Source organism: Paraburkholderia steynii (genome assembly GCF_900100565.1).
Lineage (GTDB): Bacteria > Pseudomonadota > Gammaproteobacteria > Burkholderiales > Burkholderiaceae > Paraburkholderia > Paraburkholderia terrae.
The window spans coordinates 77,819-101,243 of record NZ_FNDI01000004.1 but is presented as its reverse complement, the minus strand read 5'-3'; the positions used below and the strand labels follow the sequence as shown (position 1 = coordinate 101,243).

The following is a 23,425-nucleotide window of genomic DNA, read 5'->3' as shown; positions in this document are numbered from 1 at the left end:
GTCAGCCTCCCTGCCTGTCGACCCAGATGTCGTACGCACTCGCCGGGCCGTCGAGTTGCGGCTCGAAGCCCACGCCATGAACCGTCGACTTCGCGGCGAGGTGATAGGCGGGTGCGAAGAGCGGCACGATGAACGCTTCGTCTACTGCGCGCTTCTGCACGAACGCGAGCAGCTTGTGGCGCTCGTCGCCGATGGGAAGCAGCCGCGCCCGGTTGATCGTATCGACGATGCTCTGGTCGGGCGTTTTGATCGCGTTGTAGAGGAAGCCCTGGTCGCCGAGCATGTCCCACAGTTCCATCGCGACATCCGACGGATTGTCGGTGTTCGGGTAGATGGTCCAGTTGCCCGTCGCCTTCTGGTTCGCGAAGTCGCCCGCCGTGGTGATGCGCAGCCCGAGATCGAGGCCGATGTTTTGCCGCAGCGCCGACTGGATAGCACGGATCAGCACGTCGCGGCTGTCGCGCACATAGGGCTGCGGGTAGCCGACTTCGATCGACAGCCGCTTGCCGTCCTTCGTGCGAAAGCCCTCGCTGTCGCGCTTCGTCCACCCTGCTTCGTCCAGCAGACGGTTGGCCTGCTTGACGTCGTTGCCCCACGACTGCTTGAGGTCAGCGTTGTAGTCGGGGTTGTCGGGCCCGATGTTCGACCATGCGCGCTGCACCGTGCCGAGATAGACGCTCTTGACGATCGCATCGAGATCGAAGCCATCGCGCAGCGCACGACGCACGTTGACGTCGCTGGCGGGCGGCACCGTGTAGTTGATGTTCAGCGTGAACGAGGTCGTCGCGGACGGCCCCGTCAGGTACTGGAAGCCATCCACCTTGTCGAATACGGCGGCATCCGTCGGCTGCACGCCTTCGATCAGGTCGACCTGTCCCGAACTGAGCGCGCCCGTGCGCACGGCAGCCTCGGGAAGAAAGCGATAGGTCACTTGCTCCAGCCATGCCGTGCCCTGATGTTGCGCATTCCCCGGCGCCCACTTGTAGTCGGCGTTGCGGGTGAAGGTCGCCGATTGACCGCGCTGGTAAGCATCGAACACGAACGGCCCCGTGCCGACGATGCCGGGGCCGCCGCCGCACAGATCCTTGTTTTCGGCGAGCGACTTGGGCGAGATGAAGCCGAGCTTCACGCTCGACAGCGATTCCAGTGTGGTGGAATCCGGTTGCTTCATCACGAGACGCGCGACATACGGCGACACCACCTCGACGTGATCAAAATGCACCAGCAATGACGCCGATGCAGACGTCGTACTGACGTTCTTCAGGATGTAATCGAAGTTGGCTTTCACGGCGTTCGCATCGAACGGCGTGCCATCGGTGAAATGCACGTCGTCGCGCAAGTTGAACGTGTAGCTCTTGCCGTCGTCGGCGACGGTCCACGATTTCGCGAGCCATGGCGCGTAGGTGCCGTCCGTCTTTTTGCTGATCAGCGAGTCGATGTAGTTGCGGATGACCCAGAAGGCGTTCTGCTGTGAAGCGCGGTGTGGATCGAAACATGCCGGCTCGGTCGTCACGCCCCATGTCAGCGTGCCGCCCGCGACAGGCTTCAATGATTGCGCGCGTTGTGTTGTCGTGTCGGCGTCCGACTTGCTGCAGCCGCTCAATGCGAGCATAGCGCCGGCAGCCAGCGTGCCGAGCAATGCGAAAGTGGTTTTCTTCGGGTTGAATGCGCGTGCGCGGGTAGAAGCGTCGTGAATCATCGGGAGAAGTTGAGAGATTAATCCCACAGCGTAAGTAAAGACTTTCGCGTTCTCCAACGAATCAATCTTGCTAACGATATCTGACGCGTACGCAATGTGAAAAGCGCACTCGCTTTGGTGATGATTTACGCCAATATCGCGGCGCCTATGTCCGCGATGTTCTCTGTTTCATGAGAATAGCCACTCGCTTAGCAGCGTCACTCGATTGCAAAGCGCAAGATATCCTAACCTTTCATCTCCGGCGAACCCGGCTGGCGTACGTAGGCAATGTTTCACACGCGTTGCGCAAGACGACGAACCAGGCGGTCGCCCGCAAACTGCACGGCCGTGACGATCGCGATCAGCAACACGATGACCGTCACCATCACGGTCGTGTCGAAACGCTGGTAGCCATAGCGGATCGCCAGATCGCCGAGCCCGCCCGCGCCGACGGCGCCCGCCATCGCCGACGAGCCGATCATCGCGACGACCGTGATCGTGAATCCGCCCAGAATGCCCGGCAATGCTTCCGGCAGCAGCACGTGCCAGATGATGTGGCGGCGCTGCGCGCCCATCGCTTGTGCTGCTTCGATGAGACCGCGATCCACCTCGCGCAGGCTCACTTCCGCGACGCGCGCAAAGAACGGAATCGCCGCGATGGAGAGCGGCACGATCGCAGCCCATACGCCGATCGTCGTGCCAACCAGAACGCGCGTGAGCGGCAGCAGCGCGACGAGCAGAATGATGAAGGGCGTCGAGCGAAATGCGTTGACGAGCGCGCCAAGTGTCGAATTCACCGCGCGCCGTTCGTAGATGCCGCCGCGCGTGGTCGTGACCAGCACCAGCGCGAGCGGAATGCCGACGATCAGTGCGACGAACGCCGAAATGCCGACCATCAGCACCGTGTCGCGAATCGCGCCCGTCAGTTCCGAAAGCCAGAGTTCAGACATAGCCGAGTACCTCCACGTGATCTGCGTGTCGCCGCGCACGCTCGATCAATGCGGCGATGCGGTTCGCGAACGCGCCTGCTTCGCGGCCGGGCCCGGACAATTGCGCGGCCACCACGAGACGGCCCTGCGCATGACCCTGAATGCGATCGATGCCGCCGTGTACAAAGCTCACGCGGCCGCCGTCCACGGTCAACGCCGCGCTCAGCGCCGTGAGATCCGGATCGTGACCGTTGGCGCCCGTGTAGTACACGTCGAGCAGAACATCGGTGGCATCGCGTGGCAATGCATCATCGCTCGCGGGCTTGAGGCGGGCGGCGAGATCGTCCGGAAGGTCGTGTACCAGCGTGCGCAACAGCGCGCGCGTCGCAGCGTGCTGCGGCGCGCCGAACACGCGCCACACTGCACCCGTTTCGACGACGGCGCCCTGTTCGATCACGGCGACGGTATCGCACACTTCGCGTATCACGGCCATCTCGTGAGTGATGAGAATGATCGTGAGACCGAGACGCCGGTTGATATCGCGCAGCAGCGCAAGAATGGACCGCGTCGTTTCCGGGTCGAGCGCGGAGGTCGCTTCGTCGCACAGCAGAATGTCGGGATCGTGTACCAGCGCGCGTGCAATGCCGACGCGCTGCTTCTGCCCGCCCGAAAGACTCGCCGGATACGCATTGCGCTTGGCCGACAAGCCGACGAGTTCGAGCAGGGCAGCGACTTTTTCCTCGATGGCTGCTTTGGGCACGCCCGCGATCCTGAGCGGCAACGCGATGTTGTCGTACACCGTTTTCGCCGACAACAGATTGAAGTGCTGGAAAACCATGCCGATGCGCCGCCGCAACGCAACGAGCCCGCGCTCGTCGAGTTCGCCGACGCTCACGCCGTGTACGCGCACCGCGCCCGACGTCGGCTTTTCGAGTCCATTGACCAGACGCAGCAACGTCGATTTGCCCGCGCCGCTGCGGCCGATGATGCCGAATATCTCGCCACGTCGGACATCCAGCCGCACGTTCGCCAACGCGATTGAAGGCTCGCCGTGTGCTGTGGAAAATACCTTGCCTGCATCGTCGAAGACGACGGCGGGCGCGGTGTCGTCCCGAGGCGCCGGCCTGATGGCAAGCGCCGGGCTCTCTTCGATGAATCCCGCTACGTCGAGCAGATGGGTCATGTCGTCGGTTCCTTTTCAGGCGGCTGGTTCACGCGAGCACACGGGCACGCAAGCGCGGCCCGCAACGGACATCGCATCACCAGGCAACGGCGTACAGGTTGCCGAACGCCTTGTCGAGCGCTGCGCGCACGGCGGGCGAATGCTGATAGATCGAAATGAACTTGCGGATGCGAGGGTCGTTGACGCTTTCCGGACGCACCACCCATTGAATGGCGAAGTTCTTGTTTTCGAGGCCGTCGAAAAGCAATGCGCTATTTGGGTCGGTCGTGCCCGCGAGCTTGATGAAGCTCGGATAGCCCTGCGCGAGGTCGACGTCGTCGAGCGAGCGCGCCAACTGTGACGCTTCGAGCGCAACGATCTTCAGATGCTTCGGGTTATCGACGATATCCAGCGTGGTCGCGCGATAGTCGACCCCCGGCTTCAGCTTGATGAGTCCGGCGCGTTGCAGCAGCAACAGTCCGCGACCGCCGTTGACAGGGTCGTTCGCGATCGCAACCGTCGCACCGTCCTTCAGATCTTCAAAGCGCTTAACCTTCTTCGAATACAAACCGATCTTCATGATCGTGCCAGGCGCGATCGGCACGAAATCGTAGCCGCCCTGCTTCTTCGCGTTTTCCAAGAAGGGAATGTGCTGGAAATAGTTGACGTCGATGTCCTTGTTGCCGAGTGCGGCGTTCGGTGTGTTCCAGTCCGTGAACTCGATGATCTTGACGTCGAGGCCTTGCTGTTTGGCCTCCTGAGCCGCGATTTTCAACGCTTCGATTTGCGGGCTGGTTGCCGTGCCGATCTTTAGGGTCGACGTGTCGGCGGCAAATGCGGGAGCGGCATTGAACGCGAACGCAGCGAGGATGGCGTGGATTGCCGGCCTGTTCCGCGCAAAGAGGACACGCTTTAATGCGGACAAAAATTGACTCATGCTCTACTCTCGACAATGGGATGTTCCGGTTCCGGACGCGTGCGAATACGGGCGTGTTGGGTCACGCCCGGATGGGATCGCAATGCTCGGGAAGACTGTGTGTCCGCCGACGATAGGCGCCGCGTGCGGACGGCCGCCGCGCTGGATCAGCGCCGACAGTGGGAAACGGGACGGGTCATGGGATGAATCATTGCCTCTCTCCAAATGAGGTCAAACGATCATAGAGGGGCGCAGAAAAGCGGTCTACCAAGCGATTAGCAAATGGAAATCGCGAAACGCGATATGTGAGCGTCAGTCGACGGGACTCTTTTTCAAGCTGAGTTCTCGATTTGACATTCAACCGTCATCGCCACCGCTGGACTACATTTAATTGAATGAGTAATCTGTGAGCGCAGGATGACGTTTGTTGGCCACGCCGACCTTGACCTTCGTCCCGGGGAGGACTCATGGAAGTGAGCACCGAAACGCTTGTCGACATGCTCGGAGAAGTCGAAGCAGAAGATCCCATCGACTATGCGGACCTGCCGTTTGGAGAGCAGGAACTCAAGCGCCTCATTGTCAGTTCGCTTGTTGAACGTCACCACAACGTGGAGACCGACATGTCCGTCTCCGATATTCATGCTTTATATCTGCTGAGCACCGCAAAGCTCGTCCTTGAAAACACCGTGCTCCATGCGCGATTGCTGCTTCTTCAAGGACACCAACTCGACATCGAGTCCCTGTTGGCGCCCTTCACCCTCAAAGGAAAGCGTAGCTGACTGACAGCACCCGGCCACGGGCGACCTACCCCACTCCGGGTACGGTGCCCGGCCGTTTCCTTTTCCCGTCAACGCTTATGGGCTGAAGTAGTGGCCCAATGAGCCGTCCGCGTTTTCGTCCGATTTGAGACTGCTGGCGGCCAGCATCCTGCCTGGGCATGCGCATTGCGCTACAAGAAGTCTACCCATCAGGAGCAAAATCATGACACCACTCGACCCCAACACGCAGTCCCAGTCGCAATCGGCGGACCAGGGTGCGGGTATTGTCGGCATTGGCGTCGGCGACGGCCCCGGGCCTGAAGTGATGGCTGCATCCACGCTGGATGGAACCAAAGTCGTAACGGCCGACGGCGAGCATGTCGGCAAAATTTCGGACATCATGCTCGACGTTCGTGACGGGCGGATTGCGTATGCCGTGCTATCGGAAGGCGGCTTTCTCGGCATGGGAACGACGCTTCATGCAATTCCATGGAGCGCACTGACGCTGAACGTCGATGAAAAGGTCTTCCTCGTCAACCTGATGGCAGACGAAATCAAAAACGCGCCCGGATTTGACAAGGACCACTGGCCTTCGATGGCAGACCCGCAATGGGGTTCGTCCGTCCATCAATACTACCGGCAACAGCCCTACTGGGACGCCACACGCGATGCGGTGGAGGAACGGTCCAGCGATCTGTAACTGTCTGGTCAACCTATGAGCCTGCGATACGCGCTGAGATGCCGCAAGAGCCCCTGCTGGTCGCCGCGTATCTCGCTGAGCCGGGCAAGGTTGAAATGCGCGTCGGCATGGTCGGGGTCGAGCTGGAGGCATCGCTCGTAGCCTTCCATCGCCGCCCCGTAGCGCTTCAGCTCCTCCAGAGCGACAGCGCGGTTGAAATGCAGCAGCGCATCGTCTGGAAAATGCTCTAGCGCGCGCTCGAACACGAACAGCGCTTCTTCGCAGCGCGTTTCGGTCTCGCAAAGCAGCACACCGAGATTGGTGTACGCGTGGTAGTGCGGTGCGTCGGCCAACTCAAGCACCTTGCGGTACGCCTGCTCCGCGCCGACAACATCAGAACCGGTGAGCTGCTCCGCCAGGGCGAACCATTCCTCGGCCTGTTGCTCTCTGCTTCGCAGCGTGCGGGGCGCAGTGTCAAGAAAAGCAACGTCGCCCCGAAGCGGTGCGACCTCGAAATCGAGCAGATGCTGCCCTGACGTCGCGTCCCATTGCGATTGCCCCGTCTTGACCGCAATGGTGTCGCCGACGGCAGTGATACGAATGCCGGAAAGGGGAAGCTCTTCCGGAAGATCGGCCTTCAGCTTGGCAAGCGCGCGCAAAATCTTGCGGGAGGTGATTTTCGCCGCTTGCAACTGAAATGCTGTGCGCAAAACCACGACGTCCTGGAACGTAAAGCGCAACTCGTTGCGCCGACCGCGAGAAGGCTCCACGAATCCGGCTGCGATTAGCCCGGAAAGCACACGTCGCGAAACGCCGAGCAACGATTGAAGGCTGCGCAGCGAGTAATCGTGTGATTGATTGCGGCTGCTCACTTTCGGGCTCGAACCTTTGCCGGCGGCGCTTCTTTGACTTCGGGCGTCGATGCGGCTCGCCTGGCGGGCCGACGGGGTTTGCTCGCAAGAACCTCGACATCGACAGGCGTACCTTTCTTTGACGCAGGCGTCTTCGCTGGCCCGGCTTTCTTCGTCTTGTTGGCGCCGAGGCTCGCGCGAAGCGCCTCCATGAGATCGATTACCTGACCGCCCGAGTCTTCGGCAGGCGCTTCTGGCGACACGATCTGCTTACCGGCAATCTTCCGGTCTATGGCTTCCAGAATCCGCTTCTTCTCCTCGTCTTCGTATGCCGATGGGTCATAGGCATCTTCTGAAACCTGGTCGATTATTTGTAGCGCGAGTTGCAACTCGGCATCGGTCACAGCTATCTGCTCGATGTGCAAGTCGGCCAGTCCCCGCACTTCGTCTGCGAACAACAACTGCTGAAAAACCATGCCTTCATCGGCCGGCCGTATCTGGACGATACGGGTCTTGCCCTTGGACGACCATTTGGCCAATGCGCAGCGTTCACTTTCTCGCATGGCTTGCTGCAGCAGGCAGTATGGTTTGCCGCCGCGCTTGTCGGGTGCGATGAAGTAGGCTTTGTCGTAATAGAGCGGGTCGACTGATTTTTCCGGGACAAAAGAGACAATTTCTACAACGTGCGACGCACCTTCTTCCAGGGCTTTGAGCTCTTCCGGTGCGAAGACGACAAACTGGCCCTTCTCGAACTCGTATCCCTTCTTCATATCTACCCGTGCCACGACTTCGCCCGTGGCCTCGGAAATGTACTGTTGCTTCACACGGCCGCCCTCTGGCGTCAGCAGATGGAAGCCGACTCCAGATGCCGTCTCGGTCGCCGAATACAGCTTCACCGGTATGGAGACCAGCCCGAAGGAAAGCGTGAGAGATGCGATTGAACGCGCTGTCATGACATTCTCCTGGTGGCCACCGGATGCGGTCGCACGGCTCGTACGAAGATCCGGCTTGTCGACCCGGGCGGCTGGGCGCGGCCTTGACTGGATACCGTGCCGCACCGGTTCGTCGAGCAGTTGAGCACTTGATGTGCCTATTCTACGACCAACCTGCAAATCGCCCCTTCAATGGCGCGGACGCGGATGAGGCCTGGTCCACCGGGTAGTCCGGCATACTGGCGAGTATGCCCGGGCAGCCTCGACAGTCTTTGCGTATCGAGCCCGGTTTCGACCCCACACCACCTTCCAATGCGATACGCCTCCTACTCGCGGCGCGCAACAGCGCTGACGATCGATTCAATCTGGTGGACTGCCATCGTGCTGCTCGTCCCGCTCGGACCCTCGACAGAGGACATCCTGCTGGCCCCAGAGTCCTACGCTGCGACCATCCTTTTCTGGTTGGCCATCGGGCAATGCCTTCCCATCCTGTTGACGGGTGTCATGTGGGCCGTATGGGGCACGTCACCCGGCAAACGCGCGTTGCGTCTTCGGATCGTCGATGCCGATACCGGACGCGCGATGACCGTGCGACAAGCGGGTCTGCGCACATTCGGATATCTCCTGACATTCGCGACTTGCGGTGCCGGATTTCTATGGGTGCTGTTTAACGACCGAAAGCAGACTTTGCATGACCGGATAGCCAATACGACGGTGGTCGAGGATGAAATTCGCGAGCGCGTCGGGACTTGAGCCATCCGGAAGACGCGGCGCGATACGGCAGATGCGGGAGAGTTTTGCGGTATCGCGCCGGTCTACGTCCTCAAGTCAATTTCCCTTGCCGGGATAAGTAGTCGTTTTGCATCCGTTGCGCTTTGCACGCCGTATACGAGGTCAGAACGTATCGAGCGCTTGCACTTCGCCGCTATGCAAGCATCCTGTTCAGCGGCACATTGAATCCAGCGACATGGAAATGTGCGCTGGCACGCACAGGAGTCATGCCATGAAACACGCAACGTGGAAAGTTCAGTTGGCGCAAGTTTTTGTCGTCGCGCTTTGCGGATGCGCGGCAACATTCGCGTACGCCGGAGGGAACGGCAACGGCGGAAACGGCAGCGGCGGCGCTCACGGTGCGGCGACGGCTGGGATGACGTATCACGGTGAGCCCGTGTCCAGCCCATGGAACCGGATACCCGGCGATATGTCCCGGAAGGCAACCGGGAGCACAACGGATATGCCAGGCATGACGCCCGTTGAAGGTGTCGATAATGTAAAGACCGTTCAGTAGTTGCAGTAGCGTCCGAGACTGGCAGCGCACACTTCGATCGTTCGCTACTGACTACCCCGTCCGTCTCTGCCCTGAAACAAGGAATGCCGTTTGTGTGCTGAGGGCTGCCGTCCGGAGACGGCAGCGCCGGTTGAAACTTCACAAGCAATCCGGCACGCCGGTTAATCGATCAGCGCAAGTTCCTCTGTCACCGCGAGGAAGCGAGCTATATCGCGAGCGGTATGGCAATGCAGCGGCGACACCCGCACAGCGCCCTCCAGACCGAACGACTTCAACATCCGCCCGGAGTAAAGGCTCGTCCCGATCCGCTCGTACACGATCACGCCGCGCTTTTCATATTCGCGCACGGCGACGGCGGGATCGAGACGGTCGAATCCGATGCCGGCAATCAGATCGCGTTTCGTCAGGTCGTCGTGATCCCAGAACACACGCACGCCCTTCATCGCTCGCAACCCGCATTGCCCGTCCGTGCCATCGAGCAACGCCGAAAGCAGCGCGCGTTCGTGGCTTTCGATGCGCTGCATGCCTTGCACGAATAGTTCTCGACGGTCATCCGCATCGCTGGATTGCCCGCCGATCCATGCGACGTAATCGACGATCGAGCTCACCACCGCAAACTGCGCAGGCGCGGGACTGCCGAGTTCCCATACGCCCTTTTCCTTCGCTTCGAGACGATGATGCGGCAGCTCCGCCATCCGATCGGACAACCACGCGATGCCTGAACCTCTGCATCCAAAGAACTTGTACGGCGCGACGTTGATGCCGTCGACGGGCGTTTTCTGCAGGTCGATCACAGCATGCGGCGCGTGCTGCACGGCATCGACGATGATGAAAAGATCCGGCCGCTTTGCGCGCGCACGCTCCACGATGGCAGCGATATCGAGCTTCGCGCCCGAAATGTTCGACGCGTACATCACGCTCAGGAGTGCCGTGTCTTCGTCGATCAGCGACACGATCGCATCGACATCCACGCCCCCTGTCTCCGGATTGCTCGGCGCGATGCGCAGCGCTTTTCCGGTGCGTTCGCAATACAGCTTCATGGCATCGAACGACGACGGATGTTCGAGTATCGTGGTGACGGCATTCGTGCCAGGCACGTTTTCCATCACGGCGCGCACCATCTCGAACATCGCGGCCGACGCTGTCAGAGACGGATAGACACTGCCGCCTCGCGCATTGAAGATCCGCCGGATATCCTCTTCGCCGCGCGCCTGAACGTCTTGCAGGTAACGCGCGCGCTCGTGGATGCGCTCCGGACAATCCGGCAGCGCGTCGACGCTTGCAAACGCCTCCAACGCCGCCTTGAGCCGGAACGAACCGCCCGCGTTGTCGAAGAAGAGCCGCTCGCGCCCGTCCATGTCGTGATCGACGAAATGGAACCGGCTCTTGATCTCCTGCATGAGGGACTCGGGAAAGAACTGCCCCTGGTTGCTGCTCATCTGAATTTGCTCCTCGATAGGGTGCTTTTACCTGCGTTCAGGCGTCGAGCGACGCGAGATACGCCTTGCCTTTTTCCGCGTCGTACTGTCCTTCCCACTTCGCGATGACGAGCGGCGCGAGCGCGTTGCCCACGACATTCAACGCCGTGCGTCCCATGTCCATGATCCGGTCCACGCCCGCGATGAACGCAAGCCCTTCGAGCGGCAAACCGGCGCTGGCGAGTGTCGTCAGCAGGATCACGAACATGAAGCCCGGCACACCGGCGGCGCCTTTCGACGTCACCACCATCGTCAGGATCAGGACGATCTGTTCCTGCACGCCGAGATGCACGCCGTACAGTTGCGCGACGAACAGGGTGCCGATGCCGAGGTAAATGGATGCACCATCGAGGTTGAACGTGTAGCCCGTCGGCACGACAAAGGTGGTGATGCTCTTGGGCACGCCGAAGTCTTCCATTTTCTTCATCAACTGCGGCAACACAGTGGCCGAACTGCACGTCGAAAAGGCAATGATCAGTTCATCCTTGATGACCTTGAGCAGCGTGAAGATATTGAAGCCGAACAGGCGCGCGGTGACGCCGAGCACGAAGACCGCGAACAGAATGATCGCGAGATACGTCACGGCAACCAGCTTGACCAGCGGCAGCAGCGATCCGAAACCGAAGTTCGCGACGGTCACCGCGATCAGCGCGCACACGCCGAACGGCGCGTAGCGCATCACCATGCCCGTGACCTTGAACATCGCGTCGCCGATGCCCTTCAGCGTGGCGAGCACGGGCTTTCTGTACTCCGCCGGCACCGACTGCAAGCCGAGCCCGAACAGCACCGAGAAGAAGATGACGGGCAACAGATCGCCTCGTCCCATCGACGCGACGATATTGTCGGGAATGATATTCAGCAGCAAGGACATGAAGCCGTGATGGCCTTGCGACTGCGTGGCTTGCTGGAGATGCGAGATATCCGTGTGGCCGAGTTGCGACATGTCAGTGCCGACGCCCGGCTGCAACACATTGCCGAGCACGAGCCCGAGCACGATCGCGATTGTCGTGACGATCTCGAAATACACCAGCGTCTTCAGGCCGATGCGCCCGAGCGCACGCCCATCGCCCACGCCTGCAATGCCGGCCACCATGCTGGTGAACACGATGGGCACGACGACCATCTTGATGAGCCGGATGAAGATGTCGCCGGCAGGCTGCAGAAAGCCTGTCACAACCGAATCACGCATTTGAGGAAAGCGGTTCAGCACGACGCCGACCGCGATGCCGACGACGAGGCCGATCAGTATTTGCCAGGCCAGGCCGATGCGCGGCTTGCGCTCGATGAGTTCGGCAGGCGGTGTTTCGATCACGGATTCCATGCGTTCTCCAGACGGACCGATTGATATGGATTGACGCGGGAAGCGGCGTGCCTTCTTGCGAGCGCGCTCGGTCGAGCCTGTCCCGCATGTGCTGTGTTTCAGCTCGATGTCGAAACCATAATCATCCAGAATAAACATAAAAAGCGATTTTTTTCTATGCGAACATATCGCTTTTATTCATGTCATGGCAACGCGATGCTGACCTTCAAGCAGATGGAAGCGCTGTACTGGATCGTGCAACTGGGATCGTTCGAAGCTGCGGCGACGCGTCTGAATACGACCCAGTCGGCGGTTTCCAAGCGTGTGCAGGAGCTCGAGCGCGCTTTCGATCTCGTCGTGTTCGACCGCGCCCATCGCAGCGCGCGCCTGACCAAGAAGGGGGCTGAATTTTTCGAGTACGCGAAGGAGTTGCTGGAGCGCCGCGATCAGATCGTCGAGCGCGTCAGTTCGAAAGAGGCGCTCGTGAGACAGATACGCATCGGCGTAACGGAACTCACGGCGTTGACATGGCTGCCCCGCCTCGTCTCAGCGATACAGGCGGAATATCCGAAAGTGAAGGTGGAAGCGGAAGTTGAACTGAATGCGACGTTGCGTGAGCGGCTCTCCACCGACACCATCGATGTGATCATCGTGCCGCAGACCCAAGGCACGGAACCGTTCGCGACCACGGCGGTTGGCCAGGTCGACAACGCGTGGATGTGTGCCGCGAGCCTTGCGCCGCGGAAGACGGCCATTCCGATCACGGAGATTGCGAAGTATCCCCTGATTCTGCAAGGCGGGTTGTCCGGCACCGGCTATGTGTATAGCCGCTTTTTGCAGGACCACGGCGTCAGCCTTCAGAAAGTGCTGGCGAGCAATAGCCTCATCGCGCAAATCGGTCTGACGTTGTCGGGGCTCGGCGTCAGCTATCTGCCCAAAGCCTGCCTGCGACATATGCTGGAGCGGCGTGCGCTCGTGATCGTGCCGACACGGCCCGCGCTGCCGCCGGTGAAATACATCGCGATGCACCGGGCAGACCAGTCGCATTCGTTGAGTGCGGCCATCGCGAGGCTGGCTGCGCAATCGTGCGATTTCAGTTCGAATCTGCTCGACCCAGGGATGCCGCAACTGGACCCTGCGCAATAGCGATCGCGTGGAGTCAGGTGACGTCTATTTGGCCTTTGCAATCGGCCTGGTCGATTCGCGCGCGAGCGTCATGCCACCCATGGACGCAGGACTGGCCGACATGTGGATTGCGACGGAAACGGGAACCAGCCCGCGCGCCTCGGCGGCGGCTGAAGCGCCGGCGCGATGCACGTTCGCCACTTCGTGGCGCCCCGCCTGAACCGCGCGCGCACGCGGTCGAGCGCTAGTCTTAGCGCGGACGGCGATGCGATTCGGCGATGATTTCGCACACTTCCAGATGGGTACGCCACGCGTCAGCGAAAAATTCGCGCACACGGGCAAGGAAACCGCCTTTCGTAGCCGTCGAGGTAGCAGTAGCGTAGTTCATTGCAAGCTCCATTTAGGGGTTATTGCCTAGGTATTAACCCTATAGTACACCCGTCTATGGTGCATTGCAAAATAAAAATCCACGTGTACTGGCACCTTTTCCAGCGATGTTGTCTCTTCGTGCGTGCTGCATCGAAGCGCGCGTCAACCCTGGCCGCGCGCTTCTTCATCGATGACCGAACGATGCCGCGTTTCCGGCATCAGCCAATACGTGACGAGCGAAACCGCGGCGCACGCGCTCACGTAGTAGAAGAACCACGACTCGTGGCCCGCATGCTTGAACTTCAGCGCGAGATATTCGGTCGTGCCGCCCATCACCGACGACACCACCGCGAACGGCAAACCGACGCCGAGCGCGCGCAGTTTCGCGGGGAACAGTTCCGACTTCACGAGCCAATGGATCGACGAGAAGCCGCTCAGGATGGCGAGCGCCGCGAGGTTCAGCGCAAAGGCGGCCCACACGCTGTGCGTGCTGCCGAGCGCGTGCATCAGCGGCACCGTGCAGAACGTGCCGCCGATGCCGAAGATCAGCATGACGGGCCGCCGCCCGACCACATCCGACAACAGTCCGTAGAGCGGCTGGAAGCACATGTAGATCACGAGCGCGACGGTCGTGATCAGCGTCGCGGTATCGCGGCTGAAGCCCGTCGTGTTGACCATGTACTTCTGCAGATAGATCGTGAACGTATAGAACGCAACCGTGCCGCCGATGCTGATGCCGATCGTCCATAGCGTTTGCATGCGATGCCGGACCAGCAGCGCAAGCAGGCTGCCGCGCTCCGACTCGCGCGACGCCTGGCCGGCGGCGAGCGTATCGGCACGCTCGAACGCATCCGTCTCCGCGATGCCGCGCCTCAGATACAGCGCGAACACGGCAAGCGCGCCGCCAATCGCGAACGGTATGCGCCAGCCCCATTCTTCGAGCTGCGTAGGCGTCAGCGCGAAGCGCTGCAACATGAGCATCAGCGCGAGCGCGACGAGCTGCCCCATCACCACCGTCACCTGCACGAAGCCGACGAAAAAGCCGCGCCGCCCGGTCGGCGCCATTTCGCTCAGGTACGTGGCGCTCGTGCCCGCCTCGCCGCCCATGCTGAAGCCTTGCAGCAGACGCGCGCAGACGAGCACGGCTGGCGCCGCGACGCCGATCGTCGCGTAAGTCGGCGTGAGCGCGATGATCAGCGAGCCGACGCTCATCATCGCCACCGACAAGCTCAACGCGACGCGCCGTCCGTGGCGATCCGCGAGCGCGCCGATCGCCCAGCTTCCGAGCGGTCTCACCACATAACCGATCGCGGCAACGGCAGCCGCGTTCAGCAGCTGTGCCGTCTGATTGCCGCCGGGAAAAAAGGCCTTGCTGAAATAGATCGAGAAGATCGAGTACGCGAGAAAGTCGTACCACTCGATCACATTGCCCGCGCTCCCGCCGATGATCGAGCGCAGCCGCTCGCGCCGCGCGGCGGGGGAAGCCTGAAGCGTCAGATCATGCGGCGTTGCGGCCATCCTGTGTCTCCTTGCGGCTATCGGGCCGCTTTGCTTTGTGCTTACCTGCGGTACTGCTTGCGCCCTGTTGCTAGCCTCGCGTCGAGAGCAGGCGCACGAGTTCTGCCGCATCCGTCTTGCTCTCGGCGTGCATGATCCACTCGACGATGCGTTCAATCTGCGCGCTCTCGATACGATGCTCGGCAAGCTTCGTCATCTTGTCGATAATTTCCGCTTCGCTCGCGAACGCATGCTCGCTGCCGCGTTGCGACTCGACAGTTTCTTCGAGCCGCGTGCCGTCGCGCAGCGTCGCCTCGACGCGCACGGTGTGACGCGCGCCGCGGCCGCGTGCTGTGATAGCCGGGTCTTCGAGCACCTGTACGCGGTTCGCCAGCGCCATGCGCTGCGGGTCCGCCACTTTCGCTTCGCTGAACTGGTCGACGAACACATCGCCTTCGAGCAACAGCGTCGCGACGCAGTACGGCAGGTTGAGTTGCGCGGACGTCAGGCCCTGCGGCACATACGGCCAGCCGACATGATCGACCGTCACGCGCGAGCCATGCACGACGATGCACTCGACGTCGTCCGCGCCGAACGGATGGCGCGCCTGCATGGCGCGGATCGCATCGAGCGTCGTATGGTTGCTGCCGACGCATGAGTAGAACTTCAGCGCAATGTTCATCGTCTCAAAGCGCTCGCCGAGTCCGTCGATGAGTTGCGTGAGGTCGTAGCGGTCCGTCGAGCGCGAGAACGTGCTGCAAAAACCGCCGTACGTGTTCTCGAACACATCGACGATGCCGGTAAAGCCGTTCTGCGCCAGCAGCGCGCCATACAGCCCGCTTTGCGCGGCGCGCCCGGCATGCATGCGCTTGACCATCGCGCCGAATTGCGCGGCCATCAGGCCCGCCGACTGCGTGCCGCCGATGCCGAGCGCATGCACGGTCTGCGCGGCGTCGAGGCGCAGCGCAGCCGCCGCGCCCGCCGCCGCGGAAAACACGCCGACCGTCGCGCCCGAATGCCAGCCCTGCGCGATATGTTCAGGGCCCATGCACATGCCGACGCGCGGCCCCACTTCATAACCGGCCACGCAGGCACGCAGAAAATCGCGGCCGCTCATGCGCGCATCGGCGGGCAGCGTCTCGGCGACGGCGAGCACGGCGGGCAACGTGACGGCGCCGACGTGCAGCACGCCCGCGCGATGCACGTCATCGAGTTCGAAGCTCTGGATCAACGTGCCGTTCACGAGCGCGGCGTGCGGTGCGGACAGCTTCATCGGCGTGCCCCATACGGCGCATCCCGGTGTCGTGTCGACGCGCGCGAGCGTGTCCGCGAGGATGCGGCTCCATTCGAGCGCCGAGCCGAACAACGCGCAGCCGATGGAGTCGAGCAGCAACAACTTGATGCGCGCGATCACGTCGTGAGGAATCGCGTCGTAACGCAATTGCGCGACGAATGCCGCTACGCCGCCGGTATAGGGGTTTGTGCCGATGTCGTGGTGCTGGTTCATCGCGTGTCGGGCGCACTGGCGCGGAGTGGAAATTCGACGACCAGTATCCGCACGCGACGGGCGTTTGTGAATTGCACGTGGCGTGATTATTATTGCGTCACACGCAAGAGTTGGCAGTCCGCGAATCGCCTGACCATGAGGGCTCATGAACCGCTTTCCCGGCGTCGATCTCGACGCGCTTCGCGCTTTTGTTGCCGTTGCATCGCACGCGTCGTTCAACGATGCCGCCATCGAACTCAGCCTGTCCGCGTCCGCGTTGACACGCCGCATCAAGCGGCTCGAAGAGGCACTCGACCTGATGCTGTTCGAGCGCACGACGCGCACGGTCGCGCTCACGTCATCGGGCGAACTGCTGCTGCCGCGCGCGCAAAGCGTGCTGCGCGAACTCGATGCGTCGCTGCAACTCGTCACGCAAGCGACGCGTATCCGCACAGGTCAGTTGACCATCGCGTGCATTCCCACTGTTGCGAAGTTTCTGTTGCCGAAGATCGTCGGCAGCTATCACCGGCGACGGCCCGAGGTGCGGCTGCGGCTGCTCGAAACCGATCTCGCGACAGTCGCGCGGCGTGTCGCCGACGGCGACGCGGAGTTCGGCATCGCGTTTCTCGTCAACGAGACGCCGGATCTCGTCATCGACGAACTGTTGGTGGACCCGTACGTGCTCGCCTGCCCCGCCGATCATCCGCTCGCAAAGAGCGAGCATGTTGCGTGGCGCGAGCTGCGCCCGTGGCCGCTGATCGTCTCGGGCACGACGAGCGGCAACCGGCGCATGCTCGATGCCGCGTTACGCGACATCGACTGGCGCCCGGACCGGCTGATCGAAATTGAACATCTGACGACGTCGCTCGGACTCGTCGAAGCGGGGCTCGGTATCTCGATCATTCCGCGCTGCGCGGCGCCGCGCGACGCGCAATCGCGAATCGCCATACGTCCGCTCGTGGAGCCGACGGTTGCGCGCACAATCGGTTTGATCCGGCGACGCGATGTAGTGCTGTCGGCAGTCGCGCGGGACTTTCGTCTCGCGCTGCGCAGAATGGCGCCGCTCGATCCTTCGATGATGCAGCCGGAGTGATGAAAGACAGGTGTGTGCCGTACCGGCGTTATTTGCTCAACTTGCGGTACAGATGATTGGCGCGTGACAGGTGCGCATGCATTGCTTCGGCAGCCGCATCGCCGTCATGCGTCGCAATGGCGTCGACGATGCGCTGATGCTCCGCCAAGGTCAGCTCTTCCGCGCCCGGCGCACGCACGAGCGGCCGGTAGTATTCGCCCGCCCAGCGGAACAGCGACTCGACGATCGACGGAAAAATCGGATTGCCGCTGATCCTCGCGATCTCGCGGTGAAACGCCATGTCGCGCTCGATGAACTCTTCGAGATTGACCATCGAAGCCCGATGTTGCGCGACGCTCAATTGCAGTCGCGCCACGTCCTCTTCCGTCGCGCGCTCGGCGGCCATGCGCGCCGTGCCCGTTTCGAGAAAGAGGCGCGCGTGCTTGAGATGCTCGAGCATCTCCGGGTCAGTGCGCAGCAAGTGCATCGCGCCGCTTGCGATCTGGCCGATCAGCCGGTCGGCCGTCGGCACGACGACACGCGCGCGCTCGCCGTGTACGATCTCGACGATGCCCGAGCGTTCGAGCGTCTGCAGCGCCTCGCGCACGGCAGGCCGCCCGACGCCATAGATTTCCATCAGTTCCCGCTCTGATGGCAGCTGCGCGCCGGGCGCGATTTCGCCCGAGCGGATACGCTCCATCAGACGGTCCACCACTTCCTGGTACAGCTTCCGACGCGGGATGATCTCGCCCATTACATTTCAGCGACAAGCTTCTGGTGTAATGACAATACCATACACCGATCGATTCTTGCGAGGAACCGCTCGCTGTATCGGTTAGCCGCGCAGCGTTCACTCCACGTCGCGGCCCTCTTTGACCAATCCGAAGAACGACGCGCCGCCGATCTGCCCGCCCTTCAGCACGATCTCCAGCCCGTCGCGCTGCGCCGACTTCGACCACGCGCGGCACAACGGCGCGCCCGGTGCGAGACCCGCTGCAACACTGAGCGCATCGATGCCCAGCGTACTCGCGACTTCGCCTGAACTGTCGCCGCCCGCGACAACCACACGCGACAGCGGCACGCGCTCCAGCAAGCGTCGCATCACTTCGGCCAGCGCGCCGCCGACGTTGCGCGCCGCTTGCTGACGCGTCAGGCCCGCATCGCGCGCAATCGCGTCGAAGCCGATCACGTCGGGATCGTCGGGGCCTTCCGCGCTATGCACGATGCTGCTCACGCCGCGGCGAAGCGCATCGGCAGCGGCGCCAACCGCGCGCTCGATCTCCGCGCCGCCCGATTGCGAATCGAGCGCGCGGCGCAGATCGAGCCGTTCGACATGAAACCCGTGCGCCCGCGCCCAGGCGATTTGCGACGCCGTGACGGGCGAACAGCTACCGCTCACGGCGGCGATCGTTTCGACGGGCCGGGCGACGGGCAGCGAAGGCGTCGCGGGCAACCAGCCGCGCGAGCGCCAATATGCGGCCAGCGCGTATTGCAGCCCAGACGATGACGCGCTGAACACGCCCTCGCCGCGCCGCTCCCACACGAGGCGCCCCGCTTCGATGAGCGTCTCTTCATCGAGCACGTCGATCAACACGACGGGTTTGTCGTCCGCACTGAGCGCATCGACGCGCGCCGTGCCCGAGCCGTCGCGCAATTGCAGTATGTCGATCAGCTCGATGCGACGCGACGTCTGCCGCCCGAGATGCACGCGCAGATCCGCTTCGTCCATTGGCGTCACGGGATGACGCGACATCGTCGGATGACGGTCGAGCCGATAGCCCGTACCGTTCACGGCGGCAAACAGATTGCCGAACATCTGATAGCGCTTCAGGCGCGGCGCGCCAATTACCATCGGCGACCAGCGCGCGCGCATCACGTTCACGCCGATGTCGATGGCCGCGCCGATCGAACCGACTTCCGGCGACGAGTCGAACGTCGAGCACACCTTGTATTGCAGGATCGGTGCGCCGAATGCCGCAAGACTTGCAAACGCGGCTGGCAACTCGTCGCGCATCCATGCAGGGTCACGCCCGCGCGATGAACCCGCCAACCCGACGCAACGGATCTCGGGAAAACGCGCGAGCAGGTCAGGCGTCGGCGTGTCGAGACACAGCACCGTCGGCACGCCCGCTGCCGTCATCGCCTCCATCGCATCCGTCGAGCCGGTGAAGTCGTCGCCGTAATAGGCGAGCAGCGGCCCCGCCAGAAATGCCGTTTGCGCGGAATCGGGCATACGCGTGCTCACTTCCAGAAACCAAGCGCCGCGCGCAGCGCCGGATTGCGCTCCGCGTGCTTCTCCAGCGGCACGCCCTCGATGGCCGCAACCCATGCTTCGCGCAGCGCTTCGACACCCGCTGCGACGCCCTGCGGATGGCCGAAGATGCCGCCGCCCGCCGTGTGGATCAGATCGGCGCGGCCGAGCGCGGCGTACGTATCGGCGGCCTGCAAGCCCGTCTGCCCCGAACTGAAGACGGGCATCGCCGTCATCGGCGCGTCGGGCATGACGGGCGCGAGCACCGCGCGCGCCGCCGCGACGACGCTTTCATCGGACTCGCTGAACTTGTTGCGCAAGCCGTTCACGTGCAGATGATCCGCGCCCGCGAGCCGCCAGATCATCTGCCATGGCGCGTAATCCCAGCCCAGTTCCGGACTGCGTGACAGATAACCCCAGCCTGCGCGATGCGCATGAATCGGCAGTTGCGCGTGCTTGCGCAATTCGTGCATGCCGACCAGTCCAATCGAATTGAGCACCGCCATCACGCAGGTTCCGCCTTGCGCCAGCACGAGATCATGACGCCGACGCATCTGATCGAGATCGCCCGTCACGTTGAAGGCGACCATCGCCTTCTTGCCGGTGCGATCGGCGTGTTCGTTGACCACGCGCATCACCGCCTTCACGCGTTCGTCGAACGGGCAATGCGAGCCGTCGGCTTGCAGTTCGTCATCCTTGATGAAGTCGATGCCGCCTTCCACCAGCTCGCGCACCTGCTGCGCGGTCTCCTCCGGCGACAGCCCGACGCTCGGCTTGATGATCGTGCCGATCAGCGGACCATGCGTGACGCCGCTCAGCTTGCGCGTACCGTCGATGCCGAACGCCGGGCCGGGATACGCCGCCGCGAACGACGCCGGCAGCTTCAGGCCCGTTAGCCGCAAGCCCGACACCTGGCGCAGTTCGAACAGATTGCCCGCGATGGTCGACATCAGATTCGGCAGCGACGGCCCGAAGTTCTCGATTGGCCACGACAGTTCGAGCGTGCAGCGCGTGTACACCTCTGATTTCATGCCGCCCGGCAGGCTCGGTGTGTCGACGGTTTCGAGTATGTCCAGACGCTCGACGCGCGCCCCGGAACGCGCCTTCAGTTCGGGCGTCTCGCCGGGCAGCGCGACGAAGGTGCCGCTCGACTGTTCGCCGGCGATGACATCGGCGGCCCGGCGCGGATCGTCGCCCGTTTCGAGCCAGTAAGTAGCGTGAATGCGTTCGCTCACGATGCAGTCCTGTTGGAAGTCAAAAGAAAACAGCGCTCAGCACGCATCACGTGATACGGCGGATGCTGTCCGCAATCTCCGCATGATCGAACACGCCCTTCCAGTCGTCGCGCATCAGGCGCGGCTTGCCGAACTCGATTGCCTTGTTGCACGCATCGGAAAATGCGCCGGGGATTTCGTTGAAAATCACCGCGCTCAGGATGTTCATGTGGCCGAGCAGGAAATCGCGCGCGGCCTGTTCGGGCACGCCGCGTTTCACGGTTTCGTCCATCGCTTCGCGCATCACGTAAAGCAGCGTCGCGCAGATCGTCTCGGACAAGCCCGGTTCCAGCAGCGCCATCTGGTCGACGGTCAAACGGTATGAACGCAGGATCGGCTGATAGATCGTCTTCGCGACATCTTCGCCGAGATCGAACGCGGACTCGGGGCCTTGCATCAGCGCGCTCGTGATCGACTGCTTCGCATACGCGCCGCCGAAGAAATCGCGACGCGCTTTCGGATCGTCATCGTTGTTGAAGATGATGGGATGACACGGATGCGCGACGAAGTAAGTCAGATCGGGCCTGTCGGGCAGATGGCCGGCGAACGGCGCGGCGGCGTCGAGCGTCATCACCATCGTGCCCGCCGGCAGCTTCGGTGCGATTTCGTGGCTGATCTTGCCGATCAGCGTATCGGGCACGGCGAGGATCACGACCTGTGCGCCGTCGAGCGCCGCAGCGACGGATACGCAATCCACATTCAGTTCATCCTTCAGGCGCTTGCGGCCCGCTTCGCTCACTTCGATGTGCGCGACACGATAGTCCGACTTCAGCAGGTTGCTCGAAAGACGGAAGCCCATCTTTCCGCCAGCGCCGAACAGTGCAATTTTCTCTTTCATCGTGCTCTCTCCTTGCAGGGGTGCGTCATGTTCATGAATTTCGGTTGATCAGCCCGCGCGCGGGTCCAGCGCGACGGCTGCGTGTTCGTCCTGCGGGCGCGGGCGGCGTTCGCCGCAGAACGCGAAGGCAAGCACGGCGCTCATCAGCATGAAGGCGCCGACCACGAACATCGGCGCGTGATATGAGCCCGTCGCGTCCTTCAGCGCGCCCGTCACGTACGGCGCGACGAAGCCCGCCAGATTGCCGACCGTGTTGATCAGCGCGATGCCTGCGGCGGCGGCCGCACCCGACAGGAAGCGCGCGGGCAATGCCCAGAAGTTCGGCAGCGCCGAGAAGATCGCGCAGGCCGTGATCGTGATGACGGCGATCGCCGTCGACGGCGACTTCATGAAAAGGGCGAGCGGAATGCTGAGTGCGCCAACCAGCGCCGGAATGCCGATGTGCCATGCGCGCACGCCGTGTTTCGTCGCGTTGCGGCTCCAGAGGAACAGCACGATCGCGGCAGGCAGATAGGGAATCGCTGTGATCAGCCCTTTCTGGAACACGTTGAACTGCGAGCCGAACTGCGCCTGGAAGCCGCCGATGATGGTCGGCAGGAAAAACGCGAGCGCATAGAGGCCGTAGATCAGGCCGAAGTACATCAGCGAGAACAGCCAGACACGGCCGCTCGTCAATGCGGCGCCTGCGTGGTGGCGATGCTGCGACGAACCGGCTGCGCGCTGGCGCTGCTCGGCTTCGAGTTCCGCGGTGAGCCACGCCTGCTCGCTGGCAGTGAGCCAACGCGCCTGCGACGGCCGGTCGCTCAGATAGAACCACGCGACGATGCCGACGACGATCGCAGGAATCGCGACGCCGAGGAACATCACGCGCCAGCCGGCCAGGCCGAACAGCCCATGCGCTTCGATCAGCAACGCGGCGAACGGCGCGCCGATCACGATGGTCAGCGGCTGCGCCAGATAGAACAGCGCGAGGATGTGGCTGCGATGGCGCTGCGGCACCCACATGCTCAGGAACAGGATCGCACCGGGAAAGAAGCCCGCTTCCGCCACGCCCAGCAGAAAGCGCAACCCATACAGCCCCGGCACGCTGCTCACCCACGTGAAGAGCAGCGCGACGATGCCCCACGTCACCATGATCCGCGCGAGCCAGCGGCGCGCGCCGAACTTGTGCAACGCGAGGTTGCTCGGCACTTCGAGAAAGATGTAGCCGATGAAAAACACGCCCGCCGCGAAACCGAACTGGGCGGCGTCCAGCCCCAGATCCTTCGTCATGCCGTTCGGTCCAGCGAACGAGATCGCCGTGCGGTCGAGGAAGTTGATGAAAAACATCAGCGCGACGAACGGCACGAGGCGCAGCGAAACCTTGCGGATGGTCGAGCGCTCAAGTTGGCTCGGGCTTGCCTGTTCGGCGTGCGGGGCAGTTTGCATTGCGTCTCCTCCGATGGGTCTCGCGGCTCTGCGCTATTGCACAGATCACTCATGTGCTGTGCTGGTGTGATGAGTAGACCATCAAGATTAAAAAAGCGGCACTGGGTTTACTAC

General features: G+C 62.4%; 20 protein-coding genes and 1 pseudogene. 5 read left to right on the top strand and 16 right to left on the bottom strand.

The features are described 5' to 3' along the window. Window position 1 precedes the first annotated feature (1 nt). The 4 genes from BLT65_RS09225 to BLT65_RS09210 all read right to left on the bottom strand — a co-directional run bounded on the left by BLT65_RS09225 (window position 2) and on the right by BLT65_RS09210 (window position 4,706). Window positions 2–1,699 (bottom strand): ABC transporter substrate-binding protein, encoded by a 1,698-nt coding sequence (locus BLT65_RS09225; protein ID WP_091777143.1) that lies wholly within the window; start codon window positions 1,697–1,699, stop codon window positions 2–4. Between the two features lie 272 nt (window positions 1,700–1,971). After that, on the bottom strand, window positions 1,972–2,628 hold the full coding sequence (locus tag BLT65_RS09220; protein WP_007580930.1) for a methionine ABC transporter permease: 657 nt from the start codon (window positions 2,626–2,628) through the stop codon (window positions 1,972–1,974). Further along, the gene (locus BLT65_RS09215) at window positions 2,621–3,790 is read right to left on the bottom strand and encodes a methionine ABC transporter ATP-binding protein (protein ID WP_091777141.1); all 1,170 of its coding nucleotides are present in this window, start codon (window positions 3,788–3,790) and stop codon (window positions 2,621–2,623) included. Before BLT65_RS09215 ends, BLT65_RS09220 begins: the two co-directional genes overlap by 8 nt. A gap of 76 nt (window positions 3,791–3,866) precedes the next feature. Continuing rightward, window positions 3,867–4,706, bottom strand: a complete 840-nt coding sequence (locus BLT65_RS09210; protein WP_091777139.1) for a MetQ/NlpA family ABC transporter substrate-binding protein — start codon at window positions 4,704–4,706, stop codon at window positions 3,867–3,869. A 446-nt stretch (window positions 4,707–5,152) separates the two neighbouring features. Here BLT65_RS09210 and BLT65_RS09205 point away from each other — a divergent pair, with 446 nt between their 5' ends. Both BLT65_RS09205 and BLT65_RS09200 read left to right on the top strand, forming a co-directional pair. Then, window positions 5,153–5,464, top strand: a complete 312-nt coding sequence (locus BLT65_RS09205) for a hypothetical protein (RefSeq protein WP_042304609.1) — start codon at window positions 5,153–5,155, stop codon at window positions 5,462–5,464. A 202-nt stretch (window positions 5,465–5,666) separates the two neighbouring features. Continuing rightward, the gene (locus BLT65_RS09200) at window positions 5,667–6,143 is read left to right on the top strand and encodes a PRC-barrel domain-containing protein (RefSeq protein ID WP_091777137.1); all 477 of its coding nucleotides are present in this window, start codon (window positions 5,667–5,669) and stop codon (window positions 6,141–6,143) included. An 8-nt stretch (window positions 6,144–6,151) separates the two neighbouring features. Here BLT65_RS09200 and BLT65_RS09195 read toward each other — a convergent pair whose 3' ends face one another. After that, window positions 6,152–6,994 carry a tetratricopeptide repeat protein gene (locus BLT65_RS09195; protein WP_091777135.1) on the bottom strand — a complete coding sequence of 281 codons (843 nt, stop codon included), beginning with the start codon at window positions 6,992–6,994 and terminating at the stop codon, window positions 6,152–6,154. Continuing rightward, entirely contained in the window at window positions 6,991–7,926 is a 936-nt protein-coding gene (gene ku, locus BLT65_RS09190; RefSeq protein WP_091777133.1) for a non-homologous end joining protein Ku, read from the bottom strand. The genes BLT65_RS09195 and ku overlap by 4 nt, the downstream gene beginning before the upstream one ends. 291 nt (window positions 7,927–8,217) lie before the next feature. On the opposite strand from ku, the gene BLT65_RS09185 reads away from it, so the two are divergent. After that, a complete protein-coding gene (locus tag BLT65_RS09185; protein WP_091777131.1) occupies window positions 8,218–8,658 on the top strand; it encodes an RDD family protein in 441 nt (146 codons plus the stop codon). 1,206 nt (window positions 8,659–9,864) lie between these two features. Here BLT65_RS09185 and BLT65_RS48695 read toward each other — a convergent pair. Then, window positions 9,865–10,551, bottom strand: a pseudogene (locus BLT65_RS48695) (aminotransferase class V-fold PLP-dependent enzyme); the annotation flags it as partial. 118 nt (window positions 10,552–10,669) lie between these two features. Beyond that, the gene (locus BLT65_RS09170) at window positions 10,670–11,992 is read right to left on the bottom strand and encodes a cation:dicarboxylate symporter family transporter (RefSeq protein WP_091777124.1); all 1,323 of its coding nucleotides are present in this window, start codon (window positions 11,990–11,992) and stop codon (window positions 10,670–10,672) included. A 195-nt stretch (window positions 11,993–12,187) separates the two neighbouring features. On the opposite strand from BLT65_RS09170, the gene BLT65_RS09165 reads away from it, so the two are divergent. Further along, on the top strand, window positions 12,188–13,117 hold the full coding sequence (locus BLT65_RS09165) for a LysR family transcriptional regulator (protein WP_091777122.1): 930 nt from the start codon (window positions 12,188–12,190) through the stop codon (window positions 13,115–13,117). A 229-nt stretch (window positions 13,118–13,346) separates the two neighbouring features. Here BLT65_RS09165 and BLT65_RS47155 read toward each other — a convergent pair whose 3' ends face one another. The 3 genes from BLT65_RS47155 to BLT65_RS09155 all read right to left on the bottom strand — a co-directional run bounded on the left by BLT65_RS47155 (window position 13,347) and on the right by BLT65_RS09155 (window position 16,469). After that, complete coding sequence (locus BLT65_RS47155) at window positions 13,347–13,484, bottom strand: hypothetical protein (RefSeq protein ID WP_165576496.1); 138 nt, start codon at window positions 13,482–13,484, stop codon at window positions 13,347–13,349. A gap of 143 nt (window positions 13,485–13,627) precedes the next feature. Next, entirely contained in the window at window positions 13,628–14,983 is a 1,356-nt protein-coding gene (locus tag BLT65_RS09160) for an MFS transporter (protein WP_091777120.1), read from the bottom strand. A 70-nt stretch (window positions 14,984–15,053) separates the two neighbouring features. After that, window positions 15,054–16,469, bottom strand: coding sequence for an MmgE/PrpD family protein (locus tag BLT65_RS09155; RefSeq protein WP_091777118.1), 1,416 nt, complete (start codon window positions 16,467–16,469; stop codon window positions 15,054–15,056). Window positions 16,470–16,614: 145 nt separating this feature from the next. Here BLT65_RS09155 and BLT65_RS09150 point away from each other — a divergent pair, with 145 nt between their 5' ends. Next, window positions 16,615–17,541, top strand: coding sequence for a LysR family transcriptional regulator (locus BLT65_RS09150; protein ID WP_091777116.1), 927 nt, complete (start codon window positions 16,615–16,617; stop codon window positions 17,539–17,541). A gap of 28 nt (window positions 17,542–17,569) precedes the next feature. Here the strand turns inward: BLT65_RS09150 and BLT65_RS09145 are convergent, their stop codons facing one another. From BLT65_RS09145 to BLT65_RS09125, 5 genes are all read right to left on the bottom strand, one after another. Then, entirely contained in the window at window positions 17,570–18,274 is a 705-nt protein-coding gene (locus tag BLT65_RS09145) for a transcriptional regulator NanR (protein WP_007580961.1), read from the bottom strand. A gap of 96 nt (window positions 18,275–18,370) precedes the next feature. Continuing rightward, window positions 18,371–19,753 carry a 3-oxo-isoapionate kinase OiaK gene (oiaK, locus tag BLT65_RS09140; protein ID WP_091777114.1) on the bottom strand — a complete coding sequence of 461 codons (1,383 nt, stop codon included), beginning with the start codon at window positions 19,751–19,753 and terminating at the stop codon, window positions 18,371–18,373. Window positions 19,754–19,761: 8 nt separating this feature from the next. Further along, window positions 19,762–21,006 carry a ribulose-bisphosphate carboxylase large subunit family protein gene (locus BLT65_RS09135; RefSeq protein WP_091777112.1) on the bottom strand — a complete coding sequence of 415 codons (1,245 nt, stop codon included), beginning with the start codon at window positions 21,004–21,006 and terminating at the stop codon, window positions 19,762–19,764. Window positions 21,007–21,052: 46 nt separating this feature from the next. Beyond that, complete coding sequence (locus BLT65_RS09130; protein WP_091777110.1) at window positions 21,053–21,883, bottom strand: phosphogluconate dehydrogenase C-terminal domain-containing protein; 831 nt, start codon at window positions 21,881–21,883, stop codon at window positions 21,053–21,055. A 48-nt stretch (window positions 21,884–21,931) separates the two neighbouring features. Beyond that, entirely contained in the window at window positions 21,932–23,311 is a 1,380-nt protein-coding gene (locus BLT65_RS09125) for an MFS transporter (RefSeq protein WP_091777108.1), read from the bottom strand. Window positions 23,312–23,425 lie beyond the last annotated feature (114 nt).

Coding starts and splice junctions, on each gene's coding strand:
- BLT65_RS09225 (WP_091777143.1), bottom strand. CDS start 1,699: ATGATTCACGACGCTTCTACCCGCGCACGCGCATTCAACCCGAAGAAA.
- BLT65_RS09220 (WP_007580930.1), bottom strand. CDS start 2,628: ATGTCTGAACTCTGGCTTTCGGAACTGACGGGCGCGATTCGCGACACG.
- BLT65_RS09215 (WP_091777141.1), bottom strand. CDS start 3,790: ATGACCCATCTGCTCGACGTAGCGGGATTCATCGAAGAGAGCCCGGCG.
- BLT65_RS09210 (WP_091777139.1), bottom strand. CDS start 4,706: ATGAGTCAATTTTTGTCCGCATTAAAGCGTGTCCTCTTTGCGCGGAAC.
- BLT65_RS09205 (WP_042304609.1), top strand. CDS start 5,153: ATGGAAGTGAGCACCGAAACGCTTGTCGACATGCTCGGAGAAGTCGAA.
- BLT65_RS09200 (WP_091777137.1), top strand. CDS start 5,667: ATGACACCACTCGACCCCAACACGCAGTCCCAGTCGCAATCGGCGGAC.
- ku (WP_091777133.1), bottom strand. CDS start 7,926: ATGACAGCGCGTTCAATCGCATCTCTCACGCTTTCCTTCGGGCTGGTC.
- BLT65_RS09185 (WP_091777131.1), top strand. CDS start 8,218: ATGCGATACGCCTCCTACTCGCGGCGCGCAACAGCGCTGACGATCGAT.
- BLT65_RS09170 (WP_091777124.1), bottom strand. CDS start 11,992: ATGGAATCCGTGATCGAAACACCGCCTGCCGAACTCATCGAGCGCAAG.
- BLT65_RS09165 (WP_091777122.1), top strand. CDS start 12,188: ATGCTGACCTTCAAGCAGATGGAAGCGCTGTACTGGATCGTGCAACTG.
- BLT65_RS47155 (WP_165576496.1), bottom strand. CDS start 13,484: ATGAACTACGCTACTGCTACCTCGACGGCTACGAAAGGCGGTTTCCTT.
- BLT65_RS09160 (WP_091777120.1), bottom strand. CDS start 14,983: ATGGCCGCAACGCCGCATGATCTGACGCTTCAGGCTTCCCCCGCCGCG.
- BLT65_RS09155 (WP_091777118.1), bottom strand. CDS start 16,469: ATGAACCAGCACCACGACATCGGCACAAACCCCTATACCGGCGGCGTA.
- BLT65_RS09150 (WP_091777116.1), top strand. CDS start 16,615: ATGAACCGCTTTCCCGGCGTCGATCTCGACGCGCTTCGCGCTTTTGTT.
- BLT65_RS09145 (WP_007580961.1), bottom strand. CDS start 18,274: ATGGGCGAGATCATCCCGCGTCGGAAGCTGTACCAGGAAGTGGTGGAC.
- oiaK (WP_091777114.1), bottom strand. CDS start 19,753: ATGCCCGATTCCGCGCAAACGGCATTTCTGGCGGGGCCGCTGCTCGCC.
- BLT65_RS09130 (WP_091777110.1), bottom strand. CDS start 21,883: ATGAAAGAGAAAATTGCACTGTTCGGCGCTGGCGGAAAGATGGGCTTC.
- BLT65_RS09125 (WP_091777108.1), bottom strand. CDS start 23,311: ATGCAAACTGCCCCGCACGCCGAACAGGCAAGCCCGAGCCAACTTGAG.